The organism is Ruegeria sp. YTSC199 (assembly GCF_059609725.1).
Window position 1 is genome coordinate 32,131 of sequence record NZ_JBXWMF010000028.1, and the last position, 13,833, is coordinate 45,963.

15 protein-coding genes are annotated in these 13,833 nt (G+C 58.8%); 8 read left to right on the top strand and 7 right to left on the bottom strand.

What is annotated here, in order from left to right; translation table 11 throughout:
* Positions 1-192 precede the first annotated feature (192 nt).
* The 5 genes from pqqE to pqqA are packed head-to-tail and all read right to left on the bottom strand — an operon-like array spanning position 193 to position 3,318.
* Entirely contained in the window at positions 193-1,278 is a 1,086-nt protein-coding gene (gene pqqE / locus AC2FEE_RS20820; RefSeq protein WP_496867235.1) for a pyrroloquinoline quinone biosynthesis protein PqqE, read from the bottom strand.
* Positions 1,275-1,562, bottom strand: a complete 288-nt coding sequence (gene pqqD, locus AC2FEE_RS20825; RefSeq protein ID WP_496867236.1) for a pyrroloquinoline quinone biosynthesis peptide chaperone PqqD — start codon at positions 1,560-1,562, stop codon at positions 1,275-1,277. Before pqqD ends, pqqE begins: the two co-directional genes overlap by 4 nt.
* Positions 1,559-2,302 carry a pyrroloquinoline-quinone synthase PqqC gene (gene pqqC / locus AC2FEE_RS20830; RefSeq protein ID WP_496867237.1) on the bottom strand — a complete coding sequence of 248 codons (744 nt, stop codon included), beginning with the start codon at positions 2,300-2,302 and terminating at the stop codon, positions 1,559-1,561. Before pqqC ends, pqqD begins: the two co-directional genes overlap by 4 nt.
* A complete protein-coding gene (pqqB, locus tag AC2FEE_RS20835; protein WP_496867238.1) occupies positions 2,299-3,186 on the bottom strand; it encodes a pyrroloquinoline quinone biosynthesis protein PqqB in 888 nt (295 codons plus the stop codon). The genes pqqC and pqqB overlap by 4 nt, the downstream gene beginning before the upstream one ends.
* A 24-nt stretch (positions 3,187-3,210) precedes the next feature.
* Entirely contained in the window at positions 3,211-3,318 is a 108-nt protein-coding gene (gene pqqA / locus AC2FEE_RS20840; RefSeq protein WP_170429904.1) for a pyrroloquinoline quinone precursor peptide PqqA, read from the bottom strand.
* Between the two features lie 140 nt (positions 3,319-3,458).
* On the opposite strand from pqqA, the gene AC2FEE_RS20845 reads away from it, so the two are divergent.
* Both AC2FEE_RS20845 and AC2FEE_RS20850 read left to right on the top strand, forming a co-directional pair.
* Positions 3,459-5,537, top strand: a complete 2,079-nt coding sequence (locus AC2FEE_RS20845) for a 4Fe-4S binding protein (protein ID WP_496867239.1) — start codon at positions 3,459-3,461, stop codon at positions 5,535-5,537.
* Positions 5,534-6,421 (top strand): FAD:protein FMN transferase, encoded by an 888-nt coding sequence (locus tag AC2FEE_RS20850; protein ID WP_496867240.1) that lies wholly within the window; start codon positions 5,534-5,536, stop codon positions 6,419-6,421. The genes AC2FEE_RS20845 and AC2FEE_RS20850 overlap by 4 nt, the downstream gene beginning before the upstream one ends.
* A 7-nt stretch (positions 6,422-6,428) precedes the next feature.
* Here the strand turns inward: AC2FEE_RS20850 and AC2FEE_RS20855 are convergent, their stop codons facing one another.
* Together AC2FEE_RS20855 and pedF are read right to left on the bottom strand one after the other, a co-directional pair.
* Positions 6,429-7,331, bottom strand: a complete 903-nt coding sequence (locus AC2FEE_RS20855; protein WP_496867241.1) for a substrate-binding periplasmic protein — start codon at positions 7,329-7,331, stop codon at positions 6,429-6,431.
* A gap of 19 nt (positions 7,332-7,350) precedes the next feature.
* Positions 7,351-8,028, bottom strand: coding sequence for a cytochrome c-550 PedF (gene pedF / locus AC2FEE_RS20860; RefSeq protein ID WP_496867243.1), 678 nt, complete (start codon positions 8,026-8,028; stop codon positions 7,351-7,353).
* A 185-nt stretch (positions 8,029-8,213) separates the two neighbouring features.
* On the opposite strand from pedF, the gene AC2FEE_RS20865 reads away from it, so the two are divergent.
* The 6 genes from AC2FEE_RS20865 to AC2FEE_RS20890 all read left to right on the top strand — a co-directional run bounded on the left by AC2FEE_RS20865 (position 8,214) and on the right by AC2FEE_RS20890 (position 13,755).
* The gene (locus AC2FEE_RS20865; RefSeq protein WP_496867245.1) at positions 8,214-9,365 is read left to right on the top strand and encodes an ABC transporter substrate-binding protein; all 1,152 of its coding nucleotides are present in this window, start codon (positions 8,214-8,216) and stop codon (positions 9,363-9,365) included.
* A 56-nt stretch (positions 9,366-9,421) separates the two neighbouring features.
* The gene (locus tag AC2FEE_RS20870; protein ID WP_496867246.1) at positions 9,422-10,378 is read left to right on the top strand and encodes a YVTN family beta-propeller repeat protein; all 957 of its coding nucleotides are present in this window, start codon (positions 9,422-9,424) and stop codon (positions 10,376-10,378) included.
* 104 nt (positions 10,379-10,482) lie between these two features.
* The gene (locus AC2FEE_RS20875; protein ID WP_496867247.1) at positions 10,483-10,935 is read left to right on the top strand and encodes a cupredoxin domain-containing protein; all 453 of its coding nucleotides are present in this window, start codon (positions 10,483-10,485) and stop codon (positions 10,933-10,935) included.
* 135 nt (positions 10,936-11,070) lie between these two features.
* Positions 11,071-11,574 carry an ABC transporter permease subunit gene (locus AC2FEE_RS20880; RefSeq protein WP_496867249.1) on the top strand — a complete coding sequence of 168 codons (504 nt, stop codon included), beginning with the start codon at positions 11,071-11,073 and terminating at the stop codon, positions 11,572-11,574.
* A 32-nt stretch (positions 11,575-11,606) separates the two neighbouring features.
* Entirely contained in the window at positions 11,607-11,867 is a 261-nt protein-coding gene (locus AC2FEE_RS20885) for a hypothetical protein (RefSeq protein ID WP_496867250.1), read from the top strand.
* Positions 11,868-11,988: 121 nt separating this feature from the next.
* Positions 11,989-13,755 (top strand): PQQ-dependent methanol/ethanol family dehydrogenase, encoded by a 1,767-nt coding sequence (locus AC2FEE_RS20890; RefSeq protein ID WP_496867251.1) that lies wholly within the window; start codon positions 11,989-11,991, stop codon positions 13,753-13,755.
* Positions 13,756-13,833: the final 78 nt, after the last annotated feature.

The following is a 13,833-nucleotide window of genomic DNA, read 5'->3' on the forward strand; positions in this document are numbered from 1 at the left end:
TCGGGACCTGCGTGCTCGTCAATCCAAACAAAAAAGTTGGCGACACATCCCACAGGACACACAGTCAGGCAATTAATGATGCAGTCCAAATAATAGTGAATCAATAAAGTATTGATTTTGCTCAACTTCTTAGAGTGACCATCCAGCAATTTAGGGCACCGAGACAACAAAGCCCCTCAAAACGGTTTACTTTTACGATACCGCCCTCCGCCACAACATGGGCGTTTCTGTCGGCTTGGCCGCCTGCTCGAGAATATTGGTGATCAGACCATGGTTCGGGGATTTTCCGCAAACCGGATCTGGGGCCGACGCGTCCCCGGAGATGGCCAGCGCCTGGCAGCGGCAACCACCGAAATCGATTTCCTTTCGGTCACAGCTCTGACACGGCTGGGGCAGCCAGTCGGTGCCGCGATAGGTATTGAACGCCGGGCTATCGAACCAGATTTCCGCAAGCTTTCTATCCTGTACAGATTCGAATGTTAGGTGCGGAATACTCTGGGCCGCGTGGCACGGAAGAACTGTCCCGTTTGGCGTCACGTTCAGCCCGGTTGATCCCCAACCGCCCATGCAGGATTTGGGGAAATCCGCATAATAGTCCGGCGGCACGAAGTCGAAGGCCAACGTCCCGCGCAGCCGCTGCTCGGCCTCGGCCACGATACGTTTGGCTTCGATTGTCTGCTCGCGCGTTGGCAACAGGTGATTGCGGTTCTGCGTGGCCCAGCCGTGAAACTGCACGCAGGCCACTTCAAGCCGTCGCGCGCCCATCTCGACCGCCAATTCGATGGTGCGTTCCAGATCGTCCAGGTTATGCCGGTGCATCACCGCGTTCAGCGTCAGAGGAATTCCCCGATCCCTGATTTCGGCCGCCACCTTCATCTTGCGATCAAACCCGCCCCGATACCCGCCAACCCAATCCGCCAACTCCGCATTGGTACCCTGCAGAGAAAGCTGGATGTGATCCATCCCCGCCGCTTCTAACGCATCCAGCCGTCGCGGGGTCAGGCCAATCCCGCTGGTGATCAGATTGGTATACAGCCCGGCATCATGCGCCCCCTGCATCAATTCCACGATATCCGCGCGCGATGCAGGCTCACCGCCCGACAAATGCAATTGCAGAACACCGAGCTCTGCCGCCTGCTGAAAAACATCAATCCATGTTTCAGTGTCTAGTTCGCTGTCACGACCCAGCAATTCGGAAGGATTCGAACAGTAAGGGCAGGCCAGCGGACAGCGGTGCGTCAGTTCCGCCAGCATGGCGATGGGTGAAGGTACACTCATAGGTGGACCCCCAGAAACATCCGGGCGCGCAACCCGATCATGAACCGCTGCACATCCTTGGAAATCTGCTCTTCGGGGGCATCGTAAGTGGTCGCGAGGTCGGCAATGATTGCGCCAAACTCGGCGTTGCCATCCACCCGGGACAAAATAGCTTCGCCAATCATGTCCAGAGCTATGGCCTTTTCCGGCGCCAGCAGAACCTTGCCGCCCCGCAGCCGGTCCTCGACCATTCGGACACCACGCGGCAAATAGGGCCGATCCGTATCGGTTAGCGCCAGGCTCATGCCATTCCCTCTCCGGGCTGCCAGGCACCGGGCGGAATACGACCCGGTTCCACGTATGCTCCCCACAATGCATCCAGCTGCGCCCACAGCACATTGGTCTTGAAGATCAGCGCCTCACAGGCCGCATCCTCCTTTGCCGGCGTGTCGGCGTGCTCAAGAACCCAGGCCAACCCGAATTTCACGTCCTTGGGGGCCTCGGTCAGACGTTTTTTGAAATAGGACATGCTTTCGGCATTGGCGAAGTCATAGTGCTGCAACATGCCCTCTATGCGGCGTTCGTGGATCGAGGGCGCAAACAATTCAGTGAGAGAGGAAGCCACCGCCTCGAGCAACGGCATATCTCGGACATAGCGGATATAGGCGTCCACGGCGAATTGCGTGGCCGGCAGAACCCCCCGCCCGCTTGCGACATAATCAGGGTCCAGCCCGACCGCCTCGGCCAGCTTCAACCAGCGGCGAATTCCCCCGCCACCGTCCACATCACCGTCGTGATCCTCGATCCGGCTGCGCCATTCCCGCCGCATCTGCGGATCGTTGCACCGAGACAGGAAAGCGGCATCCTTCATGGGTATCGCTGCCTGGTAGGCCCAGCGGTTGATGACCCAGGCCCGCACCTGGTCAGGATTACATCGCCCTCCATGCAGCATATGGTGAAACGGGTGCTTGTCGTGATAGCGTTCGGCCCCGATCGCACGCAGCCGCTCTTCCAGTGTTCCGACGTTGCGGCTGTGTGCGTTCATGTCTCTATCTCCATCCCATCAGCAGCGACGCGCCAGCCCTGAGCGTGAACAAATGCGCGTTCCGGGCCGTCCGGCTGCCAGACCGGGTTTGTGTTGTTGATGTGAATAAAAGTCTTTTTTGCCTTCAGCCCGGCCAGTCGGGCAATCGAACCTTCCGGTCCGCCGATCGAGATATGCCCCATACGTTTTCCGGATTTCACTCCGGTCCCCGACCGGATCATCTCGTTGTCATCCCACAGCGTGCCGTCAAAGAACAAATGGTTCGCATCCGACAAGGTTTCCAGGAGATCCCCGGTCACATCCGCGCATCCGGGAACGTAATAGGCCACGGTCTGCCCGTCACTCAGGCGAACCCCCACCGTCTGTTCCCCGACCAGATCGGTCTGAACGGTCTCGCCTTCCATGAACAGCGGCACCTTGCCCGGCACCGGGAACACCCGGGCCTGCAACCCCGGCAGGATCTCAAAACCGAGGCCGATCTCGATCCGTTCCCGCGAAACCTTTTCCGCGTTCACCGCGTCAAACACGCAGTTGTCCTCCAGAACCTTGTGGATTTCGGAAGTCGCATACATCGTGAACGGTGTCTGCTCGCGCAGGGAAAGCAATCCGGCGATATGGTCGATATCGCCATTTGTGAGCAAAACTGATGCAAGCGGTGTATCCCGCAAACCGCGCGGATGCATCGAGGGGCAGGCCATCATCTGGGCGCGGATATCGGGGGATGCATTCAGCACCGCCCAATCGCGCCCATCCAGAGAAACGGCCAGCGATGACTGGCTTGCCGGGGCGATCTTGCCGCTGCGAGCATCCTGACAATTGGAACAACCACAGTTCCACTGTGGCAGTCCGCCACCAGCCGCCGCGCCAAGAACCAGAAACCGCATGGCCGTTACCCGATCAGACGCGGTTCAAAACAGATCGCGTTCGTACTCGCGACCTTCGTCCTCGGACGGCGCGTACATGTTGATTTCCATGCCGCAGTTCACTTCTTTTAGTTTGGGTGCTGTCCAGGCCATCTTATTTCCTCCGCTGGCTGGTTAGGGTGCCTCAAACCTACCAACGAGCCCCAATCTTGCGTATTGGCCTTTGGTCGTAGTGCGGGTCTGCGACCAATGTCCAATAGGGTGCGCGGACCTCCGCTGCGTAGGGTCGTTCCATGCGCGTTATTCTGTTCACACTGCTGTTCTGCCTTTCGGCGCCCCTTGTTCCAGCCGCGCCGCTGGACCGGGCGACGCTTTCCGAGCTTATCATGCCACCGTTCTCGCTCGGTGACCCCATCGGCGACAACGGTGTCTATCAATTGCTGAATTCAGGGGGCGCCAAGGCTGGATATGTATTTGAAACCGAACCACTCGCCCCACTGCCCGGCTTTTCGGGAGCGGCGATCAACGCGCTGGTTGTTCTTGATTTAGAGGGGATATTTCTGGACGTACGCCTGATCGAACACAATGAGCCGATCTTTGTGTCAGGCTTGGGCGAAGCTCCGTTTCACAGATTTTTCGAACAATATCCCGGGTTATCCATTTCCTCGTCCATCGTCGTCGGGACCCCCTATGGCAGTGGCGGGGCAGGTTCGTCGCTGGTCTATCTGGATGGTGTCACCAAGGCCACAGCCTCGGTTCGTATAGCCCATGAATCGGTTATGGCCGCTGCCCTCGCCGTCGCCCGGGAAAAGATGGAAGGGATTTCGACCACTCCACCCGCACATCCTGATCCGGAGTATTCCGAAACCCTGACATGGGAAGATCTCGTTATGCAGGGCATCGCAACCCATACAGTCATTTCCAACGCTCAAGTCAACGACGCCTTTGACGACACCATCTGGGAGGATGACGATCCCGAGGCGCAAGCTAACCCGGACGCGCCTTACCTCGATCTCTGGATCGTGGATCTCGGTCCGCCATCCATCGCCCGCGCGGTCTTGTCCGATGCCGGGTTTCGCGAGTTGCGGGATTTTCTCGCAATCTCACCGAATGACGAACCGATCCTGGTGATCGAAACCGCTCGTCACGGGCTGGTCAGCCCGGATTTCGTGCGCAACACCGCACCGGACTGGCTGTCTGCGGAACAAGACGGATTGCCGGTCGCGCTGCGCGACAGCGATCTATTTGTCGAACTGTCGGACAACCTGCCCGGCGCGTTGCATGACGGTGCTATGATGATCCTGCGCGCGGACCGGCGCCTCGGATTTGATCCTTCCCGGAAATGGACCCTGAACGTCGCCGCCATCCGCCAGCACGGCATATTCCAGCCTGAAACCGGCTCTATCAATCTGCCGGTCACCCACGCAACCGACGAGCGGTTTTTCTCGCGCCCAAAAGCGACAAAGGCGAGCCCCCCCTGGTTGGATGCTCTGCGCGCGCGGCAGGCCGACATGATCATCCTGACCCTGTTCCTGACCGGCCTGACCGCGCTGCTATTATTTGCGCAGAATCCACTGGCGCAAAGCCGTACCCTCACCCCGGCCCGTCTGGCAATTCTTGCCTTTGTGACAGTGTTTGTCGGCTGGTGGGGCCAGGGCCAGTTGTCGGTTGTCACAGTGCTGGCGGTGGTGCGTGCCGCGTTTGAAGGCGGCAGTTTCGCCTTTTTGAGCTATGATCCGTTTTCGCTGCTGATCTGGGGGGCCACTTTTCTCGGGTTCGTGCTTTGGGGACGCGGTTATTTCTGTGGCTGGCTCTGCCCCTTTGGCGCGTTGCAGGAATTCGCCCATCACCTCGGACGCACTCTGCGCCTGCCCCGGCTTGAACCTTCGCCTGTTTGGGATACACGATTCAAGCTTTTCAAATACGCGGTGCTGGCAGGTCTTTTCGTCATCCTGTTCACAGTGCCAGACCAGTTGGACAAAGCCGCAGAGGTCGAACCTTTCAAGACGGCGATCACCACGTACTTCATCCGCGACTGGGGCTATGTCGCCTATGCTGCAATCTGGCTGATCCTGGGGTTGATGCTGTTCAAGGGGTTCTGCCGCTATGTGTGCCCGCTGGGTGCGGTAATGGCCATTGGCGGCCTGTTCCGGGGGCGCAACTGGATCAAACGGAGAGGGGAATGCGGGTCACCCTGCCAATTGTGCAAAGCAAAATGCGCCTATGGCGCAATCCGTCAATCCGGTGAGATCCGGTATTCCGAGTGTTTCGGCTGCCTTGATTGCGTCGCCATCCACAACGATCAAAACCGATGCGTACCGTTGATAATTGCTTCGCGGCGCGCCACCAAACGGATGGAGGCAGCCGAATGAGCCCATTATCCCGCCGTCGGTTCCTGACCATTTCCGCCGCAGCGCTGGCAACGCCGGCTTTCGCAACCCCGCTGCGCTGGCAGGGCCACGCCATGGGCGCAAGGGTTTCGGTGGTTCTGCATGCTCCGGAAGATCAGGCTAAATCCGCCCTCGATCAGCTGAGGCAGTTACTGCCGCGCCTGGAACGTCTGTTCAGCCTCTATGACAGCAACTCCGATCTCTCCCGCCTGAACCGAAGCGGCAGGCTGGACGCACCCCATCCGGATTTCGTCGCGCTTCTGGAACAAGTCGGTCAGGTTCACAGCGCAACAAGCGGGCTGTTCGATCCGACCGTACAGCCGCTCTGGCTGGCATTTGCGCGGGGCGAGGACCCCGCACCGTCGCGCGCTCTGTTGGGTTGGGATCGCGTACAGGTCTCTCGCCAGGTTGTAGCCCTGGAAATCGGTCAGGCGTTAACCCTGAACGGAATCGCGCAGGGCTTTGCAACCGACTTGGCCCGGCAGATCCTGCAGCAATCGGGCCTGACCAGAACGCTGATCAACATCGGAGAGTTTGCAGCCCTCGGCGGACCCTTCCACCTTGGCGTGGAAGATCCCGAATTCGGGCTAGTTGCCACCCGTATGCTGGAAAACCGAGCGATTGCCACATCCAGCCCCGCGGCACTGACACTCAGCGCGGATCAGAGCCATATACTGCACCCTAACGGGAAACCGCGCTGGTCCACGGTCAGTGTCGAGGCTGACAGCGCGGCGATTGCCGACGCGGCCTCGACCGCCTTCTGCCTGATGTCTGAACCCCGTATACGTGATGCGCTGCGCGCCCTGCCCGGAACCCCGAAAGCAACGTTGGTCGATCACCACGGTGATCTGAAGACCTTGAGTTAAAGCTGCTTCAGAACAATTCCGGTGGCGCGAATGTCAGACCGTATTCGGCGAATATCTGCGCCACGCGCCCATCTTCTACCCCGGCAAAAACCGCATCTCCAACTGCATAGGCCAGTGGCCGATACGCAAAATGAACCGCAACCCCGGCGGTCCATTTCCCCACGGCAAAGCCCGGCAGCGGTGGGCTATGCACTGCCAGATCTTCGGTGGCGCCGTGTTCCAACTGCGCCCGAGGCCCCATCGCCGCCATGGTTTCACCCACAGCCAACCCCGCCATGGCATCCGCCATCGAAGGGAACCGGGTCACATTGTGCGACAACTGCCCACCGGGAAAGGATGACAGGTAGAAATCGGCAATCGAGTCGTTCTCGACCCCGACCGTGTCAAAGCGGAAATAGGCCGGAACCGGCGGGTCCTCCGGATAGGCCTCTTTACGATAGGCAATGGCGATTTCTTCGACATGGTACTGCCCGGTGAAAACCACCTGTTCAACCCGGCAGGCAAATTCGCTGTCATAAGGCACATGCAGCATGACATTGGCTACGCTGCCGCCGACTATCGGACCTTTCCAAATCCAGTTGCGCAGATCGGTCTGCAGATCCTCGCCCGGCGCCACAAGATTGAACCGGGCCTCGACGCCCAGTTCCTGCGCGATCAGGCGTCCGATCTCAATATCCACGCCCTTGATCTTCCCGTCCTCCTCAAACGACCAGGGTGGAAAGTCCTCGTAGGCAGCAAAGGTAATGAACCCGCGTTCCTGAATCGTATCGAGATCCTGCCCAACCCGATCCCGCGACACGTTTTGCGGCTTGGCTTGGGGCACATGATCTTCGCATCGGGCTGATGCGGTCTGTGCCGAGGCACAGACAACCGACAGGGAGAAAATAGTTCCGGTAAGAAAACGTTTCATGTGCCCCAATCTGTTTATTCTAGTTGGCTGCTGACAGACCGATGGTCAGGACCTCGGCCGCACCGGCAAAATCCGGTTGATCGCCGGAAATCAGGCTCGCCGCACGAAAGGCAACGCTATCGGCCACGGGTGCTCCGGAACCGGTCGCCACACCTTCGGCAACCGTATTCAACTCGCTGCGCAGGGCTTCGACATTACCTGTGCCACCATCCGCCATTGCGGTAAGTTCATCCCGGATCTCTATCAGCCGTGGGGTCACATCGTCCAATTCACCATCATCGGGCCGGGTCTCGATATAGGTGCGGATCGCCCATGCGGCCTTCTGCCCCAGCAATTCGCCAAAGGCAGGCATCTTGGTGATACCGTTCTGGGTGTATCCGGTCTGGAATCGTTCGACAAACCATTCATCGCCATACTCTTCGGCTTCGAGATAGCGCAGATCAGGCGCCAACCCACCGGACACACCGCCCAGACCGTGGCACCGGGCACAGTTCTGATTGTATCCGCTGTCTCCGATCTCTATTGCGGCCTTCCAGACCTCTTCACCCTGATCGCGATAGGGGTTTTCGATCAGCCACTCTTCGCCCACATCCGGCAAAGCATCGGTATTCATCGGTTGCGGTGCCACATCGCCATGAGCATGCGTCATCGAACTTGCGGCAATCAGGCCAATCGTGGCCATGGACAGTCTGTACATCGAGTCCTCCCGTTCGTTTGTTTCCCACTCAGTTTTTAGCGGAGACGAATACAGGCTTGATACGAGACTTAAGTTCTAGACCGGCCGATTCACCATACGACCATGGTCCAATGGTCCCCCCTGTCGATCAGGCCTTAGCCTTGGAGTAACTGACACTCTTCCGGTGAGGAAACATGCGAAATCTCATGCTCACATTCACTGTCATGATGCTTGCAGCCGGCACTGCGGTTGCAGAGATTCGTATACCAATGGTCTTTCTCAAGCAGGAAATCGACCGTCCGCCAACTCTGTCGAACCTTGACCCAATCCCCGACGATCTGGGCGAGAAGGGCGCCCATTTGGGGCTAAGTGACAACGAAACCACCGGGGCTTTTCTCGGCCATAAATACCACCTGGAAACCGTGGTGATCCCCGTGGGTGGCGACCCGCTTGCGGCTGCGGGCCAGGCGCTGGAACAGACGCCTTTCCTGATCCTCGATGTCCCGGCAGACACCTTGCTGAAAATTGCTGACCTGCCCGCTGCGGGCGACGCCTTGCTGTTCAACACCTCCAGTGCCGACATGAGTTTGCGCAGTCAGAACTGCCGCGCCAACCTGTTGCACACCTTGCCGTCCTACCAGATGCGCAGCGACGCCATGATGCAATTTGCCCGCACCAAACGCTGGGAAACGCTGGCCCTGATTTCCGGTGGGCACCCGCAGGACCAAGCCTTTGCTGATGCATTGCGCCAAAGTGCCGCCAAATTCGCCCTCAGCATCACGGCCGAAAAAACCTGGACCTTTGATGCGGATATGCGCCGCAATGCAGCGCAAGAGGTTCCTCTGTTCACACAAGACCTCGGTACATACGACTTACTGCTGATCGCCGACGAACTGAACGATTTTGGCCGCTATATTGCCTTCAACACCTGGCTGCCGCGCCCGGTTGCCGGCACCGAGGGGCTCAGGCCTACAGCCTGGGCACCTGTGGTCGAACAATGGGGCGCGGCCCAATTGCAATCGCGGTTTCGCGACCTGGCCAACCGCCCGATGCGGCCCCAGGACTACGCCGCCTGGGCCGCCATTCGCTCGATTGGCGAGGCCGTAACCCGCATCAACAGCTCGGAACCCGCCGATCTACGCGAATTCATCCTGTCGGATACGTTCGAACTGGCCGGCTTCAAGGGCCGCCCGCTCAGTTACCGCAACTGGAACGGTCAAATGCGCCAGCCGATCCCTCTGGTCACCCAAAGTGCCCTCGTTGCCCAGCCACCGCTCGAAGGGTACCTGCACCAGCATAACGAACTCGACTCGCTGGGTCTCGACGCGCCGGAAAGCGCCTGCGAAGCCTTCCAATGATCTGCTTTCATCTTTCTTCGAATATTCCCGCCAGAGGCATCCAACGGAGCCGCAAAATGAAACACCTGCTCTTCACTGCCGCCCTCAGCATCACGACGCCGCTTCACGCCGCCGAGATCTGGGTTACCAACGAAAAGGACGACACGATCAGCGTGATTGATGTGGGCACGCTTGAAGTCACCCGCACGATTCCAACCGGTGAGCGCCCGCGCGGCATAACCTTTTCCAAGGATTTCAGCCGCGTCTATATCTGTGCCTCAGACAGCGATACGGTACAGGTGATGGATCCAAATACAGGACGGATCCTGCACGACCTGCCATCGGGCGAAGACCCGGAACAATTCGTTCTGCACCCCAATGACCGCCATCTCTACATCGCCAACGAGGATGACGCGGTGACCACGGTTGTCGACACCGAAAGCCGCAAGGTGATCGCCCAGATCAATGTCGGTATCGAACCTGAAGGCATGGCCGTGAGCCCCGACGGCAAGATCGCCATCACCACCTCTGAAACCACTAATATGGCGCATTGGATCGATACTGAAACCCGCGAGTTGTTTGCCAACACGCTGGTTGACAGCCGGCCGCGCCACGCTGAATTCACCGCAGGCGGTTCCGAGCTCTGGGTGAGTTCCGAGATTGGTGGCACCATCACTGTTTTCGACACAGCCAACCAATCGGAGAAGGCCAAGATCGAATTCGCCGTCAAGGGCGTGCATCCCGACCGTGTTCAACCCGTCGGCTTCGAATTTACCGAAGACGAAAAGACCGCTTTCGTCGCACTTGGCCCCTCAAACCACGTCGCCGTCGTCAATGCCGAAACGTTTGAGGTCGAGGATTATATCCTTGTCGGCCGCCGGGTCTGGCACATGGATTTCTCTCCCGACAAATCGCTGCTGTTCACAACCAACGGTGTTTCGGGCGACGTGACCGTGATCGACGTGGCCAGTCGCGAGGCGTTGAAATCTGTCAAAGTGGGTCGCTTCCCCTGGGGCGCGGCGATGCGACCGTGACGTTCCTCATCCGCCACCCTCCGACTGGGCTGTCAGTTGGGACACGCGCGGTGCACATCCGGCGCCTTTGAGCCCCCTGAAGACGAACCAACAGGAGAGTAAATATGCTTACCAAATCCCTTATCACCGTCCTTCTGGCCCTGGTCCTGCCCGCCGCCGCCATGGCAGATAACGACGACGACGAACCTCAGTTCGGTATGGCCGGCCTGCTCTCGGCTACCAACAAGGAAGATCTGCCGCCGATCATCCTCTCTGCCGGCATGCCCCTGACGGACGCTCCATGGGAACTCAAATCCGGAACTTATTACGAATTCGAAATCCAGGGCGACGGCAGCCAGGAGCTGGCGCTTGTCGGTTCTGAATTCTTCCGCGCCATCTGGATCGACGAAATCGTGATCGAAGGGCTCGAAATCCGCCCGCTGGGGCTCGACAGTATCGAGTTTGATGAGGCCGGCGAAATGGAGATAGGCTTCATCGCACTGAAACCAGGCAGCTACCATCTCAAGGTTCCCGGCTCTACCGGCGAGACCCAAAAACTTGAAATTGCTATACAGTGACCAGTCTCAGTGTCCAGAACCTGAGCTACGCCTAGGGTGCGAAACAGGCGTCGGACGATGTGAGTTTTCACGTCCCGTCCGGCGCTTTCTGTACGCCACTGGGCCCGAACGGGACCGGGAAGTCCACGCAATTTCTTGAAAAATATAGGAGTTGTCGTTCAGCAGCCCACGCTTGACCTGGTTCTCTCGGTTCACCTCAACTTCACCTGTTTCGCCGCGTTGCACGGATTGTCGGGCAAGCTGGCCCGATCCCGCGCCTATCCCGCTCTGGACCGGCTCAACATGCGCGACCAGTCAAAGGAAACCGTGCGTAACCTCAACGGCGGTCGCCGGAGGCGGCTGGAAATCGCCCGTTGCCCGATCCTGCTGTTCAATGGCATGCAACGTTCTCTGTCACTGGTCTACGATCGCGAGATGGGGTCGATGCGGCTCCTGTTGACCAGCCCCTTGTCCCGCTGGTGGTTACTGATCTGCCGTCTCTTGGCCAGCACATTGATTACAATCCTTCGGGTCTATGTTTTTCTCAGCGTGACAGTGGAATACGGCACCCGCTTTTCTCCGCAGGGCTATCTTGCCTTGCTTCTCGCCTTGCTTGTCACGGGCATGACGCTGGGAGGCTTGGGCCTGGCCCTGTCTTAGGCCATCAAGCAATTCGAGAATTTGCGGGGGTCATGAACTTCGTGATCTTCCCCACCTTCCTTCTGTCCACCGCGCTCTACCCGCTGTGGAAAATGGCTGAAAGCTCGGAGCTTTTGCACGACATTTGCAGAGTGAACCCATTGACCCGGGCGGTCGAGCTTATCCGTTTCGCGCTCTATGGCAGCTTCAATGGAATAGCGCTGATGCGGATCTGCGTTGCCGCGGTGGTGTCTTTTGGATTGTCAGACCGGGAATACGATCCCGCACGGGGGCTGACATGGCGCAAAACCTGATCTGCCTTACGACCATTGTGCAATACCCCGGGGTCAACCTGTTCCCAATAATGCACATAGCCGGAAACCCGCGCGACTAGGCGCCTGGCTTTAGAACAGATACATCATGGGAGGAGCCCACATGAATCGCTTTATCACTGCAGCTGTTGCAGGGGTCATGTTGGCTGGCGCGAGCCACGCCGGAGTGACCGAAGAAGAAATCAGGAATGACCAGTCCGTCACGTCGCAGATCGTGACCAACGGCATGGGACGCCACCTGCAGCGTTTCAGCCCGCTGGACACGCTGAACAAGGAAAATGTCCATAAAATGATCCCCGCCTGGGCCTTCAGCCTGGGTGGAGAAAAGCAGCGCGGCCAGGAAACCCAGCCGCTGATTTATGACGGGGTGATGTATATCACCGGTTCCTACAGCCGTGTATATGCCATCGACGTGAACACTGGCGAAGAGCTTTGGCAGTACGACGCACGCCTGCCCGAAGGCATCTTGCCTTGTTGTGACGTGATCAATCGCGGCGGCGCCATCTATGGCGACAATTTCTATTTCGGGACTCTGGATGCCCGCATCGTGGCGTTGGACCTGAAAACCGGCGACGTGAAATGGCGTAAGAAAATCGCCGACTACAAGGCCGGCTATTCCTATACCGCCGCGCCGCTGATCGTGGACGGTCTGGTTGTCACCGGTAACTCGGGTGGTGAATTCGGCATCATCGGTGAAGTGCAGGCGCGTGACGCCGAAACCGGCGAGCTTGTTTGGACCCGCCCGGTGATCGAAGGTCACATGGGCACGCTCAACGGTGAAGAATCCACCATGACTGGAACGCTCAACGCGACCTGGCCGGGCGATATGTGGAAAACCGGTGGAGGCGCAACCTGGCTTGGAGGTTCCTATGATGCCGACACCGATACGCTTGTCTTTGGTGCCGGCAACCCGGCGCCCTGGAACAGTCATCTACGTAACGCGGGCACCCCGACCGAAGGCAACAAGGGCGACAATCTCTATGCCGCCAGCCGCATCGGCATCGACCCGAAAACCGGTGAGATTAAGTGGCATTTCCAGACCACCCCGCGCGAAGGCTGGGACTATGACGGCGTCAACGAAGTGGTCGCTTATACCGACCGCGAAGGCAACAAGCGATTTGCCACCGCCGACCGCAACGGCTTCTTCTACGTGCTGAACCGCGAGGACGGCGCTTTTGTCAGCGCCACGCCTTTCGTCAAGGACATCTCGTGGGCCAGCGGCATCGACGAGACTGGGCGCCCGATCTTTGTCGAGGAAAATCGCCCCGGCAACCCGGCAGACGCGGCAGACGGCAAGAAGGGTGATGTGATCTTTGCCTCGCCCTCGTTCCTGGGCGGCAAAAACTGGATGCCGATGGCGTTCTCGCAGCGCACAGGAAATTTCTATGTCCCGTCGAACGAGTGGGGCATGGATATCTGGAACGAACCGATCTCGTACAAGAAAGGCGCCGCATATCTGGGCGCAGGCTTCACCATTAAGCCCAATTACGAGGACCACATCGGCAGCCTCAAGGCGATCGATCCCGATACCGGGGAGGTCAAGTGGGAATTCAAGAACGACGCGCCGCTTTGGGGCGGCGTTATGACCACCGCCGGCGGCCTGGTCTTCACCGGAACGCCGGAAGGCAAGTTCATCGCCTTTGACGACGAAACGGGCGAGGAGCTGTGGTCGTTCCAGACCGGTTCGGGCATCGTTGGCCAGCCCGTCACCTGGGAGCAGGACGGCGAACAATATGTCTCGATTGTGTCGGGATGGGGCGGCGCGGTTCCTCTCTGGGGCGGTGAAGTGGCCAAGAAGGTCAACTACTTGAACCAGGGTGGCATGGTCTGGACGTTCAAGCTGCCCAAGGAACTGGCTGCAGCCAACTGATCCGGTACGGATACATTCAAACAAGAACGCGCACCCCCGAGGTGCGCGTTTGTCGTTCTACGACTTTAGGCGTATATC

What these genes read in the sequence shown, in the direction of transcription:
- pqqE (WP_496867235.1), bottom strand. Translation starts at nt 1,278, where the DNA reads ATGAGTGTACCTTCACCCATCGCCATGCTGGCGGAACTGACGCACCGC.
- pqqD (WP_496867236.1), bottom strand. Translation starts at nt 1,562, where the DNA reads ATGAGCCTGGCGCTAACCGATACGGATCGGCCCTATTTGCCGCGTGGT.
- pqqC (WP_496867237.1), bottom strand. Translation starts at nt 2,302, where the DNA reads ATGAACGCACACAGCCGCAACGTCGGAACACTGGAAGAGCGGCTGCGT.
- pqqB (WP_496867238.1), bottom strand. Translation starts at nt 3,186, where the DNA reads ATGCGGTTTCTGGTTCTTGGCGCGGCGGCTGGTGGCGGACTGCCACAG.
- pqqA (WP_170429904.1), bottom strand. Translation starts at nt 3,318, where the DNA reads ATGGCCTGGACAGCACCCAAACTAAAAGAAGTGAACTGCGGCATGGAA.
- AC2FEE_RS20845 (WP_496867239.1), top strand. Translation starts at nt 3,459, where the DNA reads ATGCGCGTTATTCTGTTCACACTGCTGTTCTGCCTTTCGGCGCCCCTT.
- AC2FEE_RS20850 (WP_496867240.1), top strand. Translation starts at nt 5,534, where the DNA reads ATGAGCCCATTATCCCGCCGTCGGTTCCTGACCATTTCCGCCGCAGCG.
- AC2FEE_RS20855 (WP_496867241.1), bottom strand. Translation starts at nt 7,331, where the DNA reads ATGAAACGTTTTCTTACCGGAACTATTTTCTCCCTGTCGGTTGTCTGT.
- pedF (WP_496867243.1), bottom strand. Translation starts at nt 8,028, where the DNA reads ATGTACAGACTGTCCATGGCCACGATTGGCCTGATTGCCGCAAGTTCG.
- AC2FEE_RS20865 (WP_496867245.1), top strand. Translation starts at nt 8,214, where the DNA reads ATGCTCACATTCACTGTCATGATGCTTGCAGCCGGCACTGCGGTTGCA.
- AC2FEE_RS20870 (WP_496867246.1), top strand. Translation starts at nt 9,422, where the DNA reads ATGAAACACCTGCTCTTCACTGCCGCCCTCAGCATCACGACGCCGCTT.
- AC2FEE_RS20875 (WP_496867247.1), top strand. Translation starts at nt 10,483, where the DNA reads ATGCTTACCAAATCCCTTATCACCGTCCTTCTGGCCCTGGTCCTGCCC.
- AC2FEE_RS20885 (WP_496867250.1), top strand. Translation starts at nt 11,607, where the DNA reads ATGAACTTCGTGATCTTCCCCACCTTCCTTCTGTCCACCGCGCTCTAC.
- AC2FEE_RS20890 (WP_496867251.1), top strand. Translation starts at nt 11,989, where the DNA reads ATGAATCGCTTTATCACTGCAGCTGTTGCAGGGGTCATGTTGGCTGGC.